The 14,046-nt window shown below is 73.7% G+C and carries 15 protein-coding genes and 1 pseudogene; 7 read left to right on the forward strand and 9 right to left on the reverse strand.

The genetic code is table 11. The features are described from left to right. Nucleotide 1: 1 nt before the first annotated feature. Nucleotides 2-451, reverse strand: a complete 450-nt coding sequence (locus C6361_RS28385; RefSeq protein WP_107261417.1) for an SAV_6107 family HEPN domain-containing protein — start codon at nucleotides 449-451, stop codon at nucleotides 2-4. 454 nt (nucleotides 452-905) lie between these two features. Continuing rightward, nucleotides 906-2,147 carry a hypothetical protein gene (locus tag C6361_RS28390; RefSeq protein ID WP_234359060.1) on the reverse strand — a complete coding sequence of 414 codons (1,242 nt, stop codon included), beginning with the start codon at nucleotides 2,145-2,147 and terminating at the stop codon, nucleotides 906-908. Between the two features lie 261 nt (nucleotides 2,148-2,408). On the opposite strand from C6361_RS28390, the gene C6361_RS28395 reads away from it, so the two are divergent. Next, nucleotides 2,409-3,380 carry a DMT family transporter gene (locus tag C6361_RS28395; RefSeq protein WP_159079515.1) on the forward strand — a complete coding sequence of 324 codons (972 nt, stop codon included), beginning with the start codon at nucleotides 2,409-2,411 and terminating at the stop codon, nucleotides 3,378-3,380. 31 nt (nucleotides 3,381-3,411) lie between these two features. Here C6361_RS28395 and C6361_RS28400 read toward each other — a convergent pair whose 3' ends face one another. Further along, nucleotides 3,412-4,065, reverse strand: a complete 654-nt coding sequence (locus C6361_RS28400) for a phosphatase PAP2 family protein (RefSeq protein WP_199853109.1) — start codon at nucleotides 4,063-4,065, stop codon at nucleotides 3,412-3,414. Between the two features lie 96 nt (nucleotides 4,066-4,161). Between C6361_RS28400 and C6361_RS28405 the strand changes: the two genes are divergently transcribed. The 5 genes from C6361_RS28405 to C6361_RS28425 are packed head-to-tail and all read left to right on the forward strand — an operon-like array spanning nucleotide 4,162 to nucleotide 8,972. Next, complete coding sequence (locus tag C6361_RS28405; RefSeq protein ID WP_107261423.1) at nucleotides 4,162-4,947, forward strand: monooxygenase; 786 nt, start codon at nucleotides 4,162-4,164, stop codon at nucleotides 4,945-4,947. Further along, nucleotides 4,944-5,495 (forward strand): GNAT family N-acetyltransferase, encoded by a 552-nt coding sequence (locus C6361_RS28410; RefSeq protein WP_107261425.1) that lies wholly within the window; start codon nucleotides 4,944-4,946, stop codon nucleotides 5,493-5,495. Before C6361_RS28405 ends, C6361_RS28410 begins: the two co-directional genes overlap by 4 nt. Further along, entirely contained in the window at nucleotides 5,492-6,325 is an 834-nt protein-coding gene (locus C6361_RS28415) for a carotenoid biosynthesis protein (protein WP_107269584.1), read from the forward strand. The genes C6361_RS28410 and C6361_RS28415 overlap by 4 nt, the downstream gene beginning before the upstream one ends. A gap of 8 nt (nucleotides 6,326-6,333) precedes the next feature. After that, nucleotides 6,334-7,458 (forward strand): glycosyltransferase family 2 protein, encoded by a 1,125-nt coding sequence (locus C6361_RS28420; RefSeq protein ID WP_107271239.1) that lies wholly within the window; start codon nucleotides 6,334-6,336, stop codon nucleotides 7,456-7,458. Between the two features lie 17 nt (nucleotides 7,459-7,475). Beyond that, a complete protein-coding gene (locus tag C6361_RS28425) occupies nucleotides 7,476-8,972 on the forward strand; it encodes an NAD(P)/FAD-dependent oxidoreductase (protein WP_107269585.1) in 1,497 nt (498 codons plus the stop codon). An 18-nt stretch (nucleotides 8,973-8,990) separates the two neighbouring features. Here the strand turns inward: C6361_RS28425 and C6361_RS28430 are convergent, their stop codons facing one another. The 6 genes and pseudogenes from C6361_RS28430 to C6361_RS28455 all read right to left on the reverse strand — a co-directional run bounded on the left by C6361_RS28430 (nucleotide 8,991) and on the right by C6361_RS28455 (nucleotide 13,540). Next, a complete protein-coding gene (locus C6361_RS28430) occupies nucleotides 8,991-10,193 on the reverse strand; it encodes a DUF418 domain-containing protein (protein ID WP_107269586.1) in 1,203 nt (400 codons plus the stop codon). A gap of 394 nt (nucleotides 10,194-10,587) precedes the next feature. Next, a pseudogene (locus tag C6361_RS28435) lies at nucleotides 10,588-11,268 on the reverse strand (CDP-alcohol phosphatidyltransferase family protein); the annotation flags it as partial. Nucleotides 11,269-11,332: 64 nt separating this feature from the next. Continuing rightward, nucleotides 11,333-12,250 (reverse strand): methylenetetrahydrofolate reductase [NAD(P)H], encoded by a 918-nt coding sequence (gene metF / locus C6361_RS28440; RefSeq protein WP_107269587.1) that lies wholly within the window; start codon nucleotides 12,248-12,250, stop codon nucleotides 11,333-11,335. An 82-nt stretch (nucleotides 12,251-12,332) separates the two neighbouring features. After that, entirely contained in the window at nucleotides 12,333-12,599 is a 267-nt protein-coding gene (locus C6361_RS28445; protein WP_159079516.1) for a hypothetical protein, read from the reverse strand. Nucleotides 12,600-12,749: 150 nt separating this feature from the next. Next, nucleotides 12,750-13,268 (reverse strand): hypothetical protein, encoded by a 519-nt coding sequence (locus tag C6361_RS28450; protein ID WP_107269589.1) that lies wholly within the window; start codon nucleotides 13,266-13,268, stop codon nucleotides 12,750-12,752. Between the two features lie 86 nt (nucleotides 13,269-13,354). Beyond that, nucleotides 13,355-13,540 carry an AlpA family transcriptional regulator gene (locus C6361_RS28455; RefSeq protein WP_159079517.1) on the reverse strand — a complete coding sequence of 62 codons (186 nt, stop codon included), beginning with the start codon at nucleotides 13,538-13,540 and terminating at the stop codon, nucleotides 13,355-13,357. A gap of 189 nt (nucleotides 13,541-13,729) precedes the next feature. Here C6361_RS28455 and C6361_RS38410 point away from each other — a divergent pair, with 189 nt between their 5' ends. Next, nucleotides 13,730-13,912 carry a hypothetical protein gene (locus C6361_RS38410; RefSeq protein WP_234359061.1) on the forward strand — a complete coding sequence of 61 codons (183 nt, stop codon included), beginning with the start codon at nucleotides 13,730-13,732 and terminating at the stop codon, nucleotides 13,910-13,912. Nucleotides 13,913-14,046 lie beyond the last annotated feature (134 nt).

Raw genomic sequence — 14,046 nt, forward strand, 5'->3', positions numbered from 1 at the left:
GTCAGGCGGCGATCCCGTCGAGGACGGGCTGGTGCGCCACTCCGAGCGCCACCTCGATCACCGCGACGAACTGCTCGGCCGCGCGGAGCAGGTCGTCCGCCTCCCGGGCGGTCACCACCCGGGGGATGCCCGCCTCGGCGGCGGCCCGCTTGGTGGCACCGGTGGCGAAGTAGTTGGCCCACTCCCCCAACTCCGGGGCGACGACCACCAGCAGGGCCCAGACACTGGTGACCCGGTTTCGGCGGGTGGGTGCGGGGCGGGCCCGGGCGGCGAGCATCGCCGCGGCGGCCCGCAGCGCGGCCAGGTGCGCGGCGGCGTACCGCAGGCCGTCGGGGCGGGTCTCGGCGGCCTCCGCCAGCCCCATCCGGGCGATCGTCAGTAGTTGGGCCGGGGTGCGGTGCGGCAGCACGTGCGACGGCACCGTCGGCGCCTGAGCCTGGCTGGTCGGCATGGGACTGTCTCCTCCGCGTCACCCATTCACCGCGTCGCCGTTGTCGGCCGGAACGACCACGCTGGTCAACGCCAGCGCGGTGGCCGAGGGCGACGCATCACGTCGAGCTAACCGGCTGCGGAGGAAGACGCACCGGTGTCTGGCCGGCCGGATGTGGACGCTTCCCCACACCACACCCGGCCGGCCGACCGGCGGGTTCGTCGTCCGCCGCCCGGGGGTCGTGGGCGGCGGACGACGATCCTGCCTGGTTGGGCCCGGACTCGCGGATCCGGATCCCGTGCGGTCCGCGAAACCGCACTCGGGGGTTACGCCGCGAACGCCGCCCCCGGCGTCAGCCCGAGCACCCGGTCGGCGGGCCGACTCGCATCGAACCCTGCCCAATCGAACACTCGTTCTAACTACTGGAGAGAGTACACCCCGGCACCGACAAAAACGCAAGCTGCCGGGGTACGGGTCAGCACCAGGTCAGCGTGGAGTTGTTCCGGGTGACGTTCCGGATCACGTTGTTGGCGCCGCCGCAGGGGCTCTGCCTGATGTTGGTGTTGGTCACCGTCAGGTTCTGGAAGGTGATGCCCGAGGAGATCGGGAACTCGCTGCGCGCCGCGATCCGCACCTCGCCGCCACCGGTCACCGTCCCGGACTGCCCGGCGATGGTGACGTTGTAGCAGTTCTCGATCAGGATCGAGTTGTTGCCGGTGTTCGAGATGGTCACCCGGTCGATCACCGCGCCGCCGCTCTCCGAGACGCAGAAGATGCCGCGCCCGCCACCCCGGGCGATCACGTTGCCGACCCGGATGTTCGTCGGGTAGCTGCTGCCCACCCGGCCGTTGCGGTTGGCCATCCGGAACGCCGCGTACCCGGTGCCGGCACCGGCGTTGTCCGCGTCGACCGTACCGATGTTGGCGTTGATGGTGTCGTTGAGCAGCAGCCCGGACTCGCCGACGTTGCGGGCGGTGACGGTGCCGACGGTCAGCCCGTCCACCCCGTACGTCTCCACGCCCTGGCTGCGGGTGCCCTGCACGTACACGTTGTCGATCCGGATGTTGCGGACCTTCACCGCCCGGTCGCCGCCGTGGTTGTCGATCCGCACCCCGAGACCGCTGGAGAGCCGCATGTCGATCTGGCCCAGCGTCAGGTTGTTCACGTTGCGCATGAAGATGCCGTAGAGCGGCGACCCGGTCAGGTTGAGGTGCTGCACCTCGACGTCGGTGGCGCCCCGGGCGTAGACCGGGGCCTGGTCTCCGGAGCCGGAGCCGGTCACGTTGATCGTGCCGCAGACGTCCAGGACCGTGTAGCTGGGCAGCGAGATCCGGGAGTTGGCGCTCACCGAGCCCGAGCCCCGGACGACCACCCGCTGCTTCGAGGTACGCCCCGACGAGAGGCTGTTCACCGCGGCCTGCACCGCGGAGCGCATGTCGCTGCCGGTGTAGACCGTGCTGCCGCCGTTGCGGGCGGTCCAGGTGCTGCCGCTGAGCACCGCCTCGGCGTTGTACGAACCGCTGCCGCACTCGGCGGCGTAGAGGCCGGGCGCCCCGCCGGAGACGCGCTGGTCGCCGGTGGCCGCCATGGACGGGAGTCCGACCGCGGTGCCGGCGCCGACCAGCGTGGTGGTGAGCGCCAGCACCAGGCCGGCTCGCCGGCCGCGTCGTCGCGACCGGTGGTCGGGTGGTCTCCGGTTGGTGGTGGTGAGCGTCATTGGTCCTCCTGAGCTGGGGGAACGGTGGTCGGGAAAGCCGGTGCCGCACCGGCGGGACGGGCCGGATCGGAAAGCCCTTTCCCGACGTCGGCAACGTATCGAATCGTTTCAATCAAGTCAACGTCATCGATGAATTCGCCCTCGAACCGGCCACCGACCAGCCACCGACCGACCACCGACCGCCCAGCAACCGGCGATCACCCGGGTGGTAATGACCAAAAGCTATTCGGCTCCTGACCAATCCCCGGCTACCCTCTCCCGGTGACGACTCGCAGACCCGCCCTCGGCGTAGTGATGGTGCTCTCGTCGGGCGTACTGTTCGCCGTCAACGGCACCGTCTCCAAGCTCGTACTCCGGGCCGGCGTCGACGCCGCGCAGCTGACCCTGATCCGGGCCGCCGGAGCGTTCGCCGGGCTGCTCGCGCTGAGCCTGCTGCTCCGGCCCGGCGCCCGCCGACTCCGGATCACCCCGGGCCAACTGCCGCTGCTGCTCCTCTACGGCCTGGCCGGGTTCTTCCTGACCCCGATGCTCTACTTCGTCGCCATCTCCCGGATGCCGGTCGGCATCGCGCTGCTGTTCGAGTACACCGCGCCGCTGCTGGTCGCGCTCTGGGCCCGGTTCGGACAGCACCAGCGGGTACGCCCCCGGCTCTGGGTCGGGCTCACCCTCAGCCTGGCCGGCCTGGCCTGCGTGGCCGAGGTCTGGGGAGAACTCAAACTGGACGGGCTCGGGGTACTCGCCGGCCTCGGCGCCGCCGTACTGCTGGCCGGTTACTACCTGCTCGGCGCCCGGGGCGTGGAGCGGCACGACACGCTCGCCCTGACCACCTGGGCGTTCGGCGCCGCCGCCGTGGCCGGGCTGCTCACCCGGGCGGTCACCGACGGCACCGGCGGCTGGGCGCCGCTGGGCGAGACCAGCGGCGGGGTGCCGGTCGCGCTACTCTGCGGGTACGTCGTCCTGCTCGGCTCGATCCTGCCCTTCCTGCTGGTCGCCGGCGCACTGCGGCACCTGCCGGCGACCAGCGTCGGCATCCTCGGCATGATCGAGCCGGTGATCGCCGCGACGGTCGCCTGGATCGCGCTCGGTGCCGGCGAGGCGCTCAACGCCGCCCAGCTCGGCGGCGGCCTGCTGGTGCTGGCCGGGGTCGCCCTCGCCGAGACGGCCCGGATCGCCGCCTCACCGGTCGACATCCCGCCCGTTCCCGCGCCCGACGTGGTCGCCGTACCCCGCTGACCGTCCCGCCGGACCGGGTGACCGGTCGCGCTCAGCGGCGCGGACCGGGCCGCAGCGCGATCAGCAGGGCGGCGCTGGCCGCCGCGCCGAGCAGCAGCCCGGCGAGCACGTCGTGCGGATAGTGCACACCGGCCGCCACCCGCAGCGCCGCCACCGCACCGGCCACCGGCACCGCCACGTACCCGAGCCGGGGCGCCAGCAGCACCAGCCCGGCCGCCAGCCCACCGGCCAGCGTGGAGTGGTTGCTCGGAAACGACCAGTCCCCGGTCGGCGGGCAGGACACCCAGGTCACCACGTCGACGAACGCCCGGCACGGCCGCTCCTGGTCCACGACCAGCTTCACCGCCTCGCTGACCAGGTACGCCAGGAACGTGCCGAGGCCGACCAGGAGCGCGCCGAGCGCGTCCGGGGTACGCCTGCGCCGCCAGCCGAGCCAACCGACCCGGGCCAGCAGGGCGGCGAGGACGAGCAGGCCACCGGCGGCGCCGTACTCCCCCAGGCCGTGCAGCCAGCCGGGCAGCTCACCGGCGCCTCCGACCATCCCCCGGTACGCCTGCGCGGACGGTCCCTCGGTCACCACCTGCGGCTGCGGGTCGCCGAGCCCGCCCGGGGCGAGCAGGGCCACCGCCGCCCCGGCGAGCAGGAGCATCGGCACGACCAGCAGAATCCGCCGCAACACCGTCATAGTGGATCAAGGTAGTCGTTCGCTTCGCCCGCCGCCCCGGTCGAAGGTCATCCGGTCCGTACGACCTTGGTCAGGTCCACCGAACGGGGAGGCAAGATGGAGCCCATGCAGCCGGTACCGCTGGTCACCCTGCACGTCTGGCGGGTGCCGCCGCGCGCCCTGCCCCGGGCGCTGACCCGGATGGCCGTCGACCCGCGCCGGCTGCGGGCGGTTCCCGGCGTACGGTTCGGCAAGCTGCTCGGCACCGGCACGGGTACCGGATTCGGGCCCACCGACGCCGACCTGACCCGCTGGGCCGCGCTGGCCGTCTGGGCCGACCCGGAGCGGGCCGCCGCCTTCGACGAGTCACCGGTGGGCCGGGCCTGGCGGCGGATCGCCCTGGCCGGCGCCCGGCTCGACCTGGCTCCGCTGGCCAGCCGGGGCCGGTGGTCCGGGGTCGAGCCGTTCGGGGTACCCCCGTCCGGGCCGGACGGCGCCTCGGCGCGCACCGCACCGGACCGGCCGGTGCTGGCGCTCACCCGGGCCCGGCTCCGACCGCTGCGCGCGGGTACCTTCTGGCGGGCCGTCCCGCCCGTCGCCGCCGCCCTGCGGGACGCGTCCGGCCTGCTGGCCCGGTTCGGCATCGGCGAGGCGCCGCTCGGCTGGCAGGGCACGGTCAGCGTGTGGCGGAACGCGACGTACCTGCGTCAGTTCGCGTACCGTTCCCCCGAGCACCGCGCGGCGATCACTCGTACGCCCCGGCAACGCTGGTACGCCGAGGAACTGTTCGCGCGGTTCGAGGTATGCAATCTCGCCGGTGACCCGGCGGTGCTCGGCTGGGTCGGATCCGGCGGTGCCCCGGAGCCCGGCAGCGGTCAGGTAGTGAGGAGCGGACGACCATGAGGCTGGTGCCGTGGAAACCGGACGATCTCGCCCGGCGGCTCGACGAGGTGGTGTCGGTCTACGGCGAGGCGATGGGATATCGGGCCGAGTTGCTGGAGGCCCGCCGCGGCTACATCGCGACCCACGTACGCCGGCCCGGGTTCCGTGCGGTGGCGACGTTGAGCAGCAACGGTCACCTGGTCGGCTTCGGTTACGGGTACCTCTCCGCCCCGGGGCAGTGGTGGCACGACCAGGTGTACAACGCGCTGCCCGGCGACGCCCGCAAGAGCTGGTTCGCCGACTGCTTCGAGGTGGTCGAGCTGCACGTCCGTCCGGCCGCCCAGGGGCACCAGCTCGGCGCCCGCCAGCTCCGCGCCCTGCTCGGGATGGCCGAGGGGAGCACCACGCTGCTCTCCACCCCGGAGGCGGACGAGCGGACCTCCCGGGCCTGGCGGCTCTACCGCAGGTTCGGCTTCGTCGACGTGCTGCGGGACTTCCGCTTCCCCGGTGACGAGCGGGCCTTCGCGGTGCTCGGCCGGGAGCTGCCGCTCCCCGCGCCGGAGCGATGACCACCGGCGGCACCCCCACCGCAGGTACGGCCGCCGGAGGTACCGCCGCCGGGCGGCTGAGCTGGCTGCTGCTCGGCGTACTGGTGCTGGCGCAGATCGGCTATCCGCTGACCGGGGGCGCCGACCGGGCCCGGTTGACCGTCGCCACCGTCTGCCTCGGCTGGCTGCTGTCGGTGAGCCACGCCCTGCTCACCCGGGGAGCGCGGGTGGCCGCCGGGCTGGTACTGGTCACCACCGGCGGCGGGCTCGCGGTCGAGGCGCTCGGCGTGGCCACCGGCGTGCCGTTCGGCGGGTACGCCTACTCCGGCGCGCTGGGCCCGAAGCTGGTCGGGGTACCACTGGTCATCCCGCTGGCCTGGACCTGGATGGCCTGGCCGGCCTGGCTCGCCGCGGTCCGGCTCACCCGACCGGGGGCGGGTCGGGTCGCCCTGGCCGCCGTGGGGCTGGCCGGCTGGGACCTCTTCCTCGACCCGCAGATGGTCGCCGAGGGCTACTGGAGCTGGCGGGACCCGGATCCGGCCCTGCCGGGGGTGCCGGACGTGCCGATCAGCAACTATCTCGGCTGGCTGGTCTTCGCCGTACTCCTGATGGCGCTGCTCGGGCCGGTCGCCGGCCGGGCCGCCGGGCTCGCCGCCGACCGGGACGCCCCGATGCACGCCCTCTACCTCTGGACCTACGCCGGCAGCCTCCTCGCGCACGCGGTCTTCCTCGACCTGCCCGCGTCGGCCGGCTGGGGCGGGCTGGCCATGGCGGTCGTCGCGGTACCGCTCGCGGTGCGGCTGGCCCGACAGCGGCGACGGTCCCGCACCGGTGCCGCCGCACCCGCGTGACCGGGACCCTGCCCGCCTGGGCGCTGACCGCCGTGCTCGGGCTGCTGGCCGGGCACGCCTGGCTGAACGCCAACCGCTGGCTGCGCCGTCCCCCGCCCGGCACCGCCGGCACCGACGAGCCGGTCGCGGTGCTGCTGCCGGTACGCGACGAGGCGACCCGGGTCGGGCCCTGCCTGCGGGCACTGCTCGCCCAGCGGGGCGTACCCGAGCTGGAGATCGTGGTGCTCGACGACGGTTCGACCGACGGTACCGCCGAGGTGGTCCGGGCGGTCGCGGCCGGTGACCGGCGGGTACGCCTGCTCGACGGTGCGCCGCTGCCGCCGGGCTGGCTCGGCAAGCCGTACGCCTGCCAGCAGCTCGCCGACCGGGCCGGCCCGAAGGCGCGGGTGCTGGTCTTCGTGGACGCCGACGTGACGCTTCGCCCGTACGCGGTCGCCGCCGCCGTGCGGACGCTCCGGTCGGCGGAGGCGGTGCTGCTCTCCGCGTACCCCCGGATCGTCGCCGGCTCGGCGGCCGAGCGGCTGGTCCAGCCGCTGTTGCAGTGGCTCTGGCTGACCTTCCTGCCGCTGGCGGCGATGGAGCGTTCGCCCCGGCCGAGCCTGGCCGCCGCCGGTGGCCAGTTCCTGGTGCTGGACCGGGCCGGCTACCGGCGGGCCGGCGGGCACGCGGCGGTCCGGGACCGGGTGTTGGAGGACATCGAGCTGGCCCGGGCGGTGAAGCGGTCCGGCGGCCGGATCGCGCTCGCCGACGGCTCCCGGCTGGCGCAGTGTCGGATGTACGGCTCCTGGCCGGAGCTGCGGGACGGCTACACCAAGTCGCTCTGGGCCGCGTTCGGGTCGCCGGCCGGCGCCACCGCCGTCGTGCTGCTGCTCCTCCTGCTGTACGCCCTGCCGCCGCTGCTCGCCGTCGGCGCCGCACTGGGCGGCGCGCCGACGGTCGCCCTGGCGGCACTGCTCGGCTATCTGCTCGGGGTGCTCGGACGCCTGGTCAGCGCCCGGGCGACCGGTGGCCGGGGCTGGCCGGACGCGTTGGCACATCCGTTGTCGGTCGCGCTCCTCGGTTGGCTCACCATCCGGTCGTACCATCTGCGAAGGCGGGGACGGCTCAGCTGGCGGGGCCGACCGGTGCGCTGACGAGGGGGCGTACGCAGGTGAGTCGGGTGGTCGTCATCGGTGCCGGCGTCGGCGGGCTGGCCGCCGCGGCCCGGGCAGCGGCGCTCGGCCACGAGGTCACCGTCTACGAGCGGTCCGACGTGGTCGGCGGCAAGCTCGGCCGGTACGCCCGGGAGACGCCGCTCGGGACGTTCCGGTTCGACACCGGCCCCAGCCTGCTCACCCTGCCGCAGGTCTTCGCCGACCTGTTCGAGGCGACCGGCGCCAAACTGGACGAGTACCTCGACCTGACCCCGCTGGACCCGATCGTCCGGCACGTCTTCCCGTCGTCGGCCACCTCTGCGGCGACGGTGCTCGACTCGGGTGCCGATCCGGAGGTCTTCGCGGCCCGGATCGCCGAGCGGTTCGGCGGGCCGGCCGCCGACGACTGGCGGCGGCTGTGGCGCCGCGCCGAGCGGATCTGGACGGCCTCCTGGCGGGACGTGCTGCGTCGCCCCGTCGACTCGCCCCGGGACCTGGCGAGGCTCGCCTGGCGGCTCGGCGACCTGGCCGCGATCGCCCCCGGCCGGACCCTGCGCGACCTGGGCCGGCGCTACCTGCGCGACCCCCGGCTCCGGATGCTGCTGGACCGGTACGCCACCTACACCGGCGCCGATCCGCGCCGGGCGCCGGCCGCGCTCGCCGCCATCCCGTACGCGGAGCTGACCTTCGGCGGCTGGTATCCGCGCGGCGGGCTCGGCACCATCGCCGACGCGCTGCTCTCCCGCTGTCTCGACCTCGGGGTGGTGGTGGCGACCGGCAGCACCGTCACCGGCATCGAGGCGGCCGGCGGCCGGGTGCACGGGGTACGCCTGGCCGGTGCCGTACGTCCGGTACCGGCGGACGTGGTGGTGGCGAACACCGACGCGCTGACCCTCTATCGGGACCTGCTGCCGACCCCGGAGCGGCTGGCCGGGCTGGCCGACCGCAGCCTGGCCGGCTTCGTACTGCTGCTCGGGGTGCGCGGCGACTCCGGCCTGGCCCACCACAACGTCTTCTTTCCGACCGACTACGACGCCGAGTTCGACGCGGTCTTCGGCGATCCGGGTCGGGGCGTACCGGCCCGCCCGGTGGCCGACCCGACGGTCTTCGTCAGCGTGCCGGACGACCCGCTGGTCCGGCCGGCCGGGCACGAGGCGTGGTTCGTGCTGGTCAACGCGCCCCGGCAGGGGCGGACGCTGGGCGGGGTCGACTGGCGGCGGCCGGGGCTGGCGGACGCCTACGCCGACCGGGTGCTCCAGGTGCTCGCCGACCGGGGTGTGGAGGTGCGGGACCGGCTGCTCTTCCGACAGGTGCGTACCCCGGCCGACCTGGCCGGCGCGGCCGGCGCCCCGGGCGGGGCGATCCACGGCAGCGTCGGCGGGCTGCTGCGGCCGGCGAACCGGGGTCCGGCGCGCGGCCTCTTCCTGGTCGGCGGCTCCACCCACCCGGGCGGTGGCCTGCCGATGGTGGCGCTCTCCGCGCAGATCGTCGCGGCCGAGATCGGCCCGGCCTGACCGGCCCGCGCCGGAGACTCAGCCCGGCGGCTGCCGGTAGGTGACCCGCCGGATCAACACCTCGAACGGTCCGCGCCGTCCGGTCCGGCGCATCCAGTCGGCCAGCAGCACGGTACCCAGCCAGGTCGTGGCGGCCAGTGCCGCCGTGCCGGCGACGGTGAGGGTGCCGGAGAGGTCGAGCAGGAACGGGGTGAAGGCGACGGCCCAGACGATCGACTGGGCCAGGTAGCAGGTCATGGAGCGCTGGCCGGTGGCGGCGATCGCGTCGACCACCGGCCGGGGGTGGCGGGCCTGGAGCCGGGCCGCGACCAGCGACAGCAGCGCGGCGTACCCGAGGCCGCCGAGCAGCCCCGTCGCGTCGTGCAGCGGACCCGGCAGTTCGAGGGCCGCCCGGTCCGGCACCGCCAGCACACCGGCGAGGATCAACGAGATCGGCTGGGCACCGAGCACCGCCGCGCCGATCCCGGCCACCGCCGTGCCGCGCAGCAGCCTCCGGTGTCGCTGCGGCTGCTCCAGCACGCGTCGGCGCCCCGCCCACAGCCCGAGCGCGAACGGGCAGGCGAAGCCGAGCGGCCCGAGCAGGGCGACGTAGAGCGACACCGGAGCACGCTGCACGACCATGGCGAGCGGGTCCGGCGGAAGCATCGAGACGTGCGGCGGGTCGGTGCTGATCGTCAACGAGTCGGCCCCCGGCAGCGCACCGAGCAGGAAGAAGAGGACGGCCGTCGACAGCAGCCAGCGGTCCCGGCGGCGTACCAGCCAGGCGCCCGCGAACAGCAGTACCCCGTACGCGGCCAGGATGTCGCCGACGTAGAGGAGTACCGCGTGCAGGAAACCCACCACCACCAGCACCAGGCTGCGTCGCCACAGCAGCCGGCGTACGGCCCGTGGCCCGAGCGCCTCCTGCCGGTGCGCGATCCGGGCGACCCCGTACCCGAACAGGAGCCCGAACATCGGGAACGCCCGACCGTCGACGAAGGTCGCGAGCAGCCAGGTGACGGTCCGGTCGAGGGCCGAGCCGTCCTGCGGGTAGCCACCCAGCACCGATGCGCCGCGCAGGAAGTAGTGCGAGTTGGCCAGGGCGATGAACAGCAGCATGAAGCCGCGGGCCAGGTCGGGTCCGAGAGCGCGGGTCGACAGTGGCGCCGGGCGGGCCGCACTCGACGTCGTCGGCCGGCTCGGGGGCTGGTCCGTCAGGTCGGGGCGACGGTGCACTGTCATGCCCAGAGCCAACCAGGGTCGGGTACCGGTTCTCGTCGTGCTTCGGTCGGTAAGGGATCGACCAAAGTCGGTCGCCGGCATCGACGACCGATCCGGCTCAACGGCTCAACGGCTCAACGGCTCCACGGCTCCACGGCTCACCGTGCCGGGCCGTCCGCTCGGAGCCTCGGCGGCAGCGTCGACGTCACTCGGGCGGTTCGCGGCGGCTCAGTTCCATCCCGGTCGGCTCGCGGCGGGCCAGTTCCTTGCCGGGGAGGATCTCGTCGCCGGTCGGCGCCTCCCCGATCGGGTGCCGGCCGGACGACTCCGCACCGACCGGCCGACCGGCGGACGGCTGCCCGGCCGGGTCGCCGCCGCCACCCGCTCCCCTGCCGGTCGACTCCCGGCCGGTGTCCAGCGACCGGCGGACCGCCGAGAGCAACTGGACCATGCCGAAGAAGCCGAGCAGCACCCAGACGGCGGTCGCCAGGGTGATCGTGCCGGCCGCCAGCTCCGGCATGACCAGGTGCGCCAGCCCGGCGACCAGTAGTCCCACCACGGCGACGCTGACCCGGCTCGGCCGCTCCCCGACGGTGACGGTGCCGATCTCCTTCATCCCCGCCGAGACCGAACGGGCCCGGGTGTACTCGTGCAACCAGGAGAGCCCACCGGCCGCCACCACCAGTGCGCCGGGGGCGCCCACCAGCCAGAAGGCGATCAGCCAGCAGACCTCGCCGACCCGGTCGGCGAGCGAGTCGTAGACGTACCCGAGTCGGGTGGTCCGGCCGGTGACCACGGCGACGGCGCCGTCGATGCTGTCCGCCACGGCGGCGAGCAGCACGAACCCCGCCGCCAGGAGCGGCCCGAGCGGCCCCGGCCGGGACTGGGCGACCGCCACCGGTACGGCGACGCAGAGCAGCACCCCGAGCACCGTCACCGCGGTCGGCGACACGTGCAGCCGGGCGAGGAAGCAGCCCAGGACGTACGACATCCGCAGCCAGCGGCGCACCGACGTGGTGGCCATCCGGGGGTCGAAGCCGCCGTGCAGCCGCGCCCACTTGTTGGCGTACTCGTCCCACGTCAACCGGTTGCCCACGTTGGCTCAACCTCCGGACGGCGGCCCAGGTCGCGCCTGCGGCGCCGGCCCGGGCCGCATCCGGTCAGACTCCGACGCCGGCCTGGAGGCTCTGCCAGACCTCCCGGGTCGCGGTCGATCGGTTGAGGGTGATGAAGTGGATCCCCGGCACACCTTCGTCGAGCAGCCGGCGGCACATCTCGCTGGCCTGCTGGATGCCGAGTTGGCGGACCGCCTCCGGGTCGTCGGCGATCCGGTCGAACTGCGCGGCCAGCGCGGACGGGAACGGTGCCCCGGAGAGCTGCTGGGAGCGTTCGATCGTGCTGAGCTGGGTCACCGGCATGACGCCGGGCAGGATCGGGGTGTCGCAGCCGGCCGCCGCGACCCGGTCGCGCAACCGCAGGTAGTCGTCGGCGTCGAAGAACATCTGGGTGATCGCGAAGTCCGCTCCGGCCCGGCACTTCTGGATGAAGTACCGCGTGTCGGTGGCGATGTCCGGCGAGCGGGGGTGCTTGTACGGGAACGCCGCCACCCCGACGCTGAAGTCGCCCGCCTCGCGGACCAGCCGGACCAGTTCCTCGGCGTAGAGCACGCCGGTCGGGTGTTGCACCCACTCGCCCATCGGGTCGCCCGGCGGGTCGCCGCGCACCGCGAGCACGTTGCGCACCCCGGCGCCGGCCAGCCGGCCGATCACGTTGCGCAGCTCGGCGACCGAGTGGTTGACGGCGGTCAGATGCGCCATCGGCAGCAGGGTCGTCTCGGTCGCGACCCGCTCGGTCACCGCGACGGTGGTGTCCCGGCTCGACCCGCCGGCACCGTAGGTGACCGAGACGAACGAGGGACGCAGCGACTCCAGCTCGCGGATCGCCTGCCAGAGCAGCCGCTCGCCCTTCTCCGTCTTGGGCGGGAAGAACTCGAAGGAGAAGGTCGGCGAGGGACCACGGACCAGGTCCCCGATCGCCGGCCGCGAGTCGGGGAGGACGGAGGGAAGACCGAGCGCCACGCCGCGACTCTACCGGTCGGGCCGGCCTGGTCCCGCACCATTGGGCCCTGTTGGGGGCGGGAAGTCCGCTTTTCGGTCCCATCTAGCGGTCACCACGGCGTTGCGGGCCGCGGCAGGCCGCGAGCAGTCCGCGTACGGCGATCTGCCGGCCGTGGCAGGGCCAGGGGTCGGCGCAGGCACGGCAGACGTTCGGTCCGGCCGGGCCGGAGAGCCTGTTCCCCGGCTCGGCGGGGAGTGGACTGTGCTCCCGGTGCAGGCGTATGGCGAGCCGCCAGGCCATCGGGTGCACCACCTCGGGCGGTGGCTCGTCGGGTGGGTCCTCCGGGTCGAACGGCAACTCGCTGGGCACGGCGGGCACTCCTCGACTCCTCGATCGGACACCGCCGGTCGGTGGTGCCGTCGGTTGTCGATCGAACGGCGGATCGGGCCGCGGTGGAGGAGCCAGCGGGGCGGGGCCAGCCCGCTGGCCCCGGGGCCAGCGTCGGGGCCAGCCGCCGCGCTACGGTGCGGGGATCCTCCGGTACGCCCACGGCCGCCGGTACCGCAGCAGGACCGCCAGCAGTACGACGGCGAGCAGCGCCGCCCCGCCGTCCGTGACGTACGACGGCAGCAGCCCCGGCACGCCGAACCGGTCCCGGGTGGCCTCGAAGACCTCCGGCGGGATCATCACCAGACCGGCCGCCTGGGTCACGTTCACCGCCAGTGCCGTCCAGAAGACCCAGGTCCGGCCGGTCCTGGCGAGCAGGCCGACCGCGTTGCCGACCAGGTAGACGCAGCCGACGATCCGGAATCCGGTCAGGAAGCCGGGCGCGTCGGCCTGCGCCTGTGCCTGCGTGGCGCCGGCCAGCCGCATCATCTCCTCCATCGCCCGGAGGTCGATGACCACGAAGTTCTGTAGCGCCGTGCCGGCCACGAAGAGAAGTGAGCAGACGAGGGTCAGGTTCTGCACCGGTCGGGTCCACCGGGTCGGAACGCGGTCGTCCCGGTGGTCAGCGGTCTGCGGTACGAAGCTGGACATGGCCTCCGACGCTAGGCCGGAGACGGGGCGGCGTGATCGGGGATGATCCCCATCTCTCCCTGGCCCCGACCCCGAGTCGGTTCCCTCTATCCGGCAGCCTGCCGCTTTCTGATCCACTCCTCGACGTCCCGCTTCAACCAGACGTTGCCCATCTTCAGTTTCTGGATCGGGGCCGGGAAGTCCCGGTGGCTGGTGATGACGTGGACTCGCTGTCGGGACAGGTTGCCGCCCAACATGTCGCGGATCTCCGCCACTCCGACCAGTTCCTCCACACGGCCGACGCTAAGCAACTGCACTTGCCGTTGACGTCGACAACTACGACGTCAACACTAGGGGCTATGACTTCCCCGAACGAGCTACCGATCTCCGAGCGCCCGATGCCGTTCCGACTCCGACCGCACTCGCCCAGGCGCCCGCTGTGGCACTGTTCGGGCTGCCCCGGCCAACCATGGCCGTGCGGGGTGGCACGACTGCTGTTGCGGGCCGAATTCTCCAACGCCCCGGTCGGACTCGCCCTGTACATGTCGGCACAGCTCACGGAGGCGTTGACCGACCTGCACCGGCTCAGCCCCAACCCGGCACCGGAGCCCAAGATCCTGTTCCAGCGGTTCGTCGCATGGACTGCCCGGGAACCTCTCCACTGAGCCCGATGACACGAGAACGTCGTACCCGGGCGGTAGGAATTGAGCCGCGCAGGGAGGTGGCGTCGCCGCCTCCGGGGTCGTGCGCGGGGTCAGCAGCAGCTTTCGTCAGATCGTCACGCGCCGAAGGACCCACC

The sequence above is a fragment of the Plantactinospora sp. BC1 genome (assembly GCF_003030345.1).
Lineage (GTDB): Bacteria > Actinomycetota > Actinomycetes > Mycobacteriales > Micromonosporaceae > Plantactinospora.

Excerpts from the sequence above, each read along its gene's own strand:
- C6361_RS28415 (WP_107269584.1), top strand. The coding sequence starts at position 5,492 with ATGACCACCGGCGGCACCCCCACCGCAGGTACGGCCGCCGGAGGTACC.
- C6361_RS28410 (WP_107261425.1), top strand. The coding sequence starts at position 4,944 with ATGAGGCTGGTGCCGTGGAAACCGGACGATCTCGCCCGGCGGCTCGAC.
- C6361_RS28385 (WP_107261417.1), bottom strand. The coding sequence starts at position 451 with ATGCCGACCAGCCAGGCTCAGGCGCCGACGGTGCCGTCGCACGTGCTG.
- C6361_RS28430 (WP_107269586.1), bottom strand. The coding sequence starts at position 10,193 with ATGACAGTGCACCGTCGCCCCGACCTGACGGACCAGCCCCCGAGCCGG.
- C6361_RS28450 (WP_107269589.1), bottom strand. The coding sequence starts at position 13,268 with ATGTCCAGCTTCGTACCGCAGACCGCTGACCACCGGGACGACCGCGTT.
- C6361_RS28400 (WP_199853109.1), bottom strand. The coding sequence starts at position 4,065 with ATGACGGTGTTGCGGCGGATTCTGCTGGTCGTGCCGATGCTCCTGCTC.
- C6361_RS28390 (WP_234359060.1), bottom strand. The coding sequence starts at position 2,147 with ATGACGCTCACCACCACCAACCGGAGACCACCCGACCACCGGTCGCGA.
- C6361_RS28405 (WP_107261423.1), top strand. The coding sequence starts at position 4,162 with ATGGAGCCCATGCAGCCGGTACCGCTGGTCACCCTGCACGTCTGGCGG.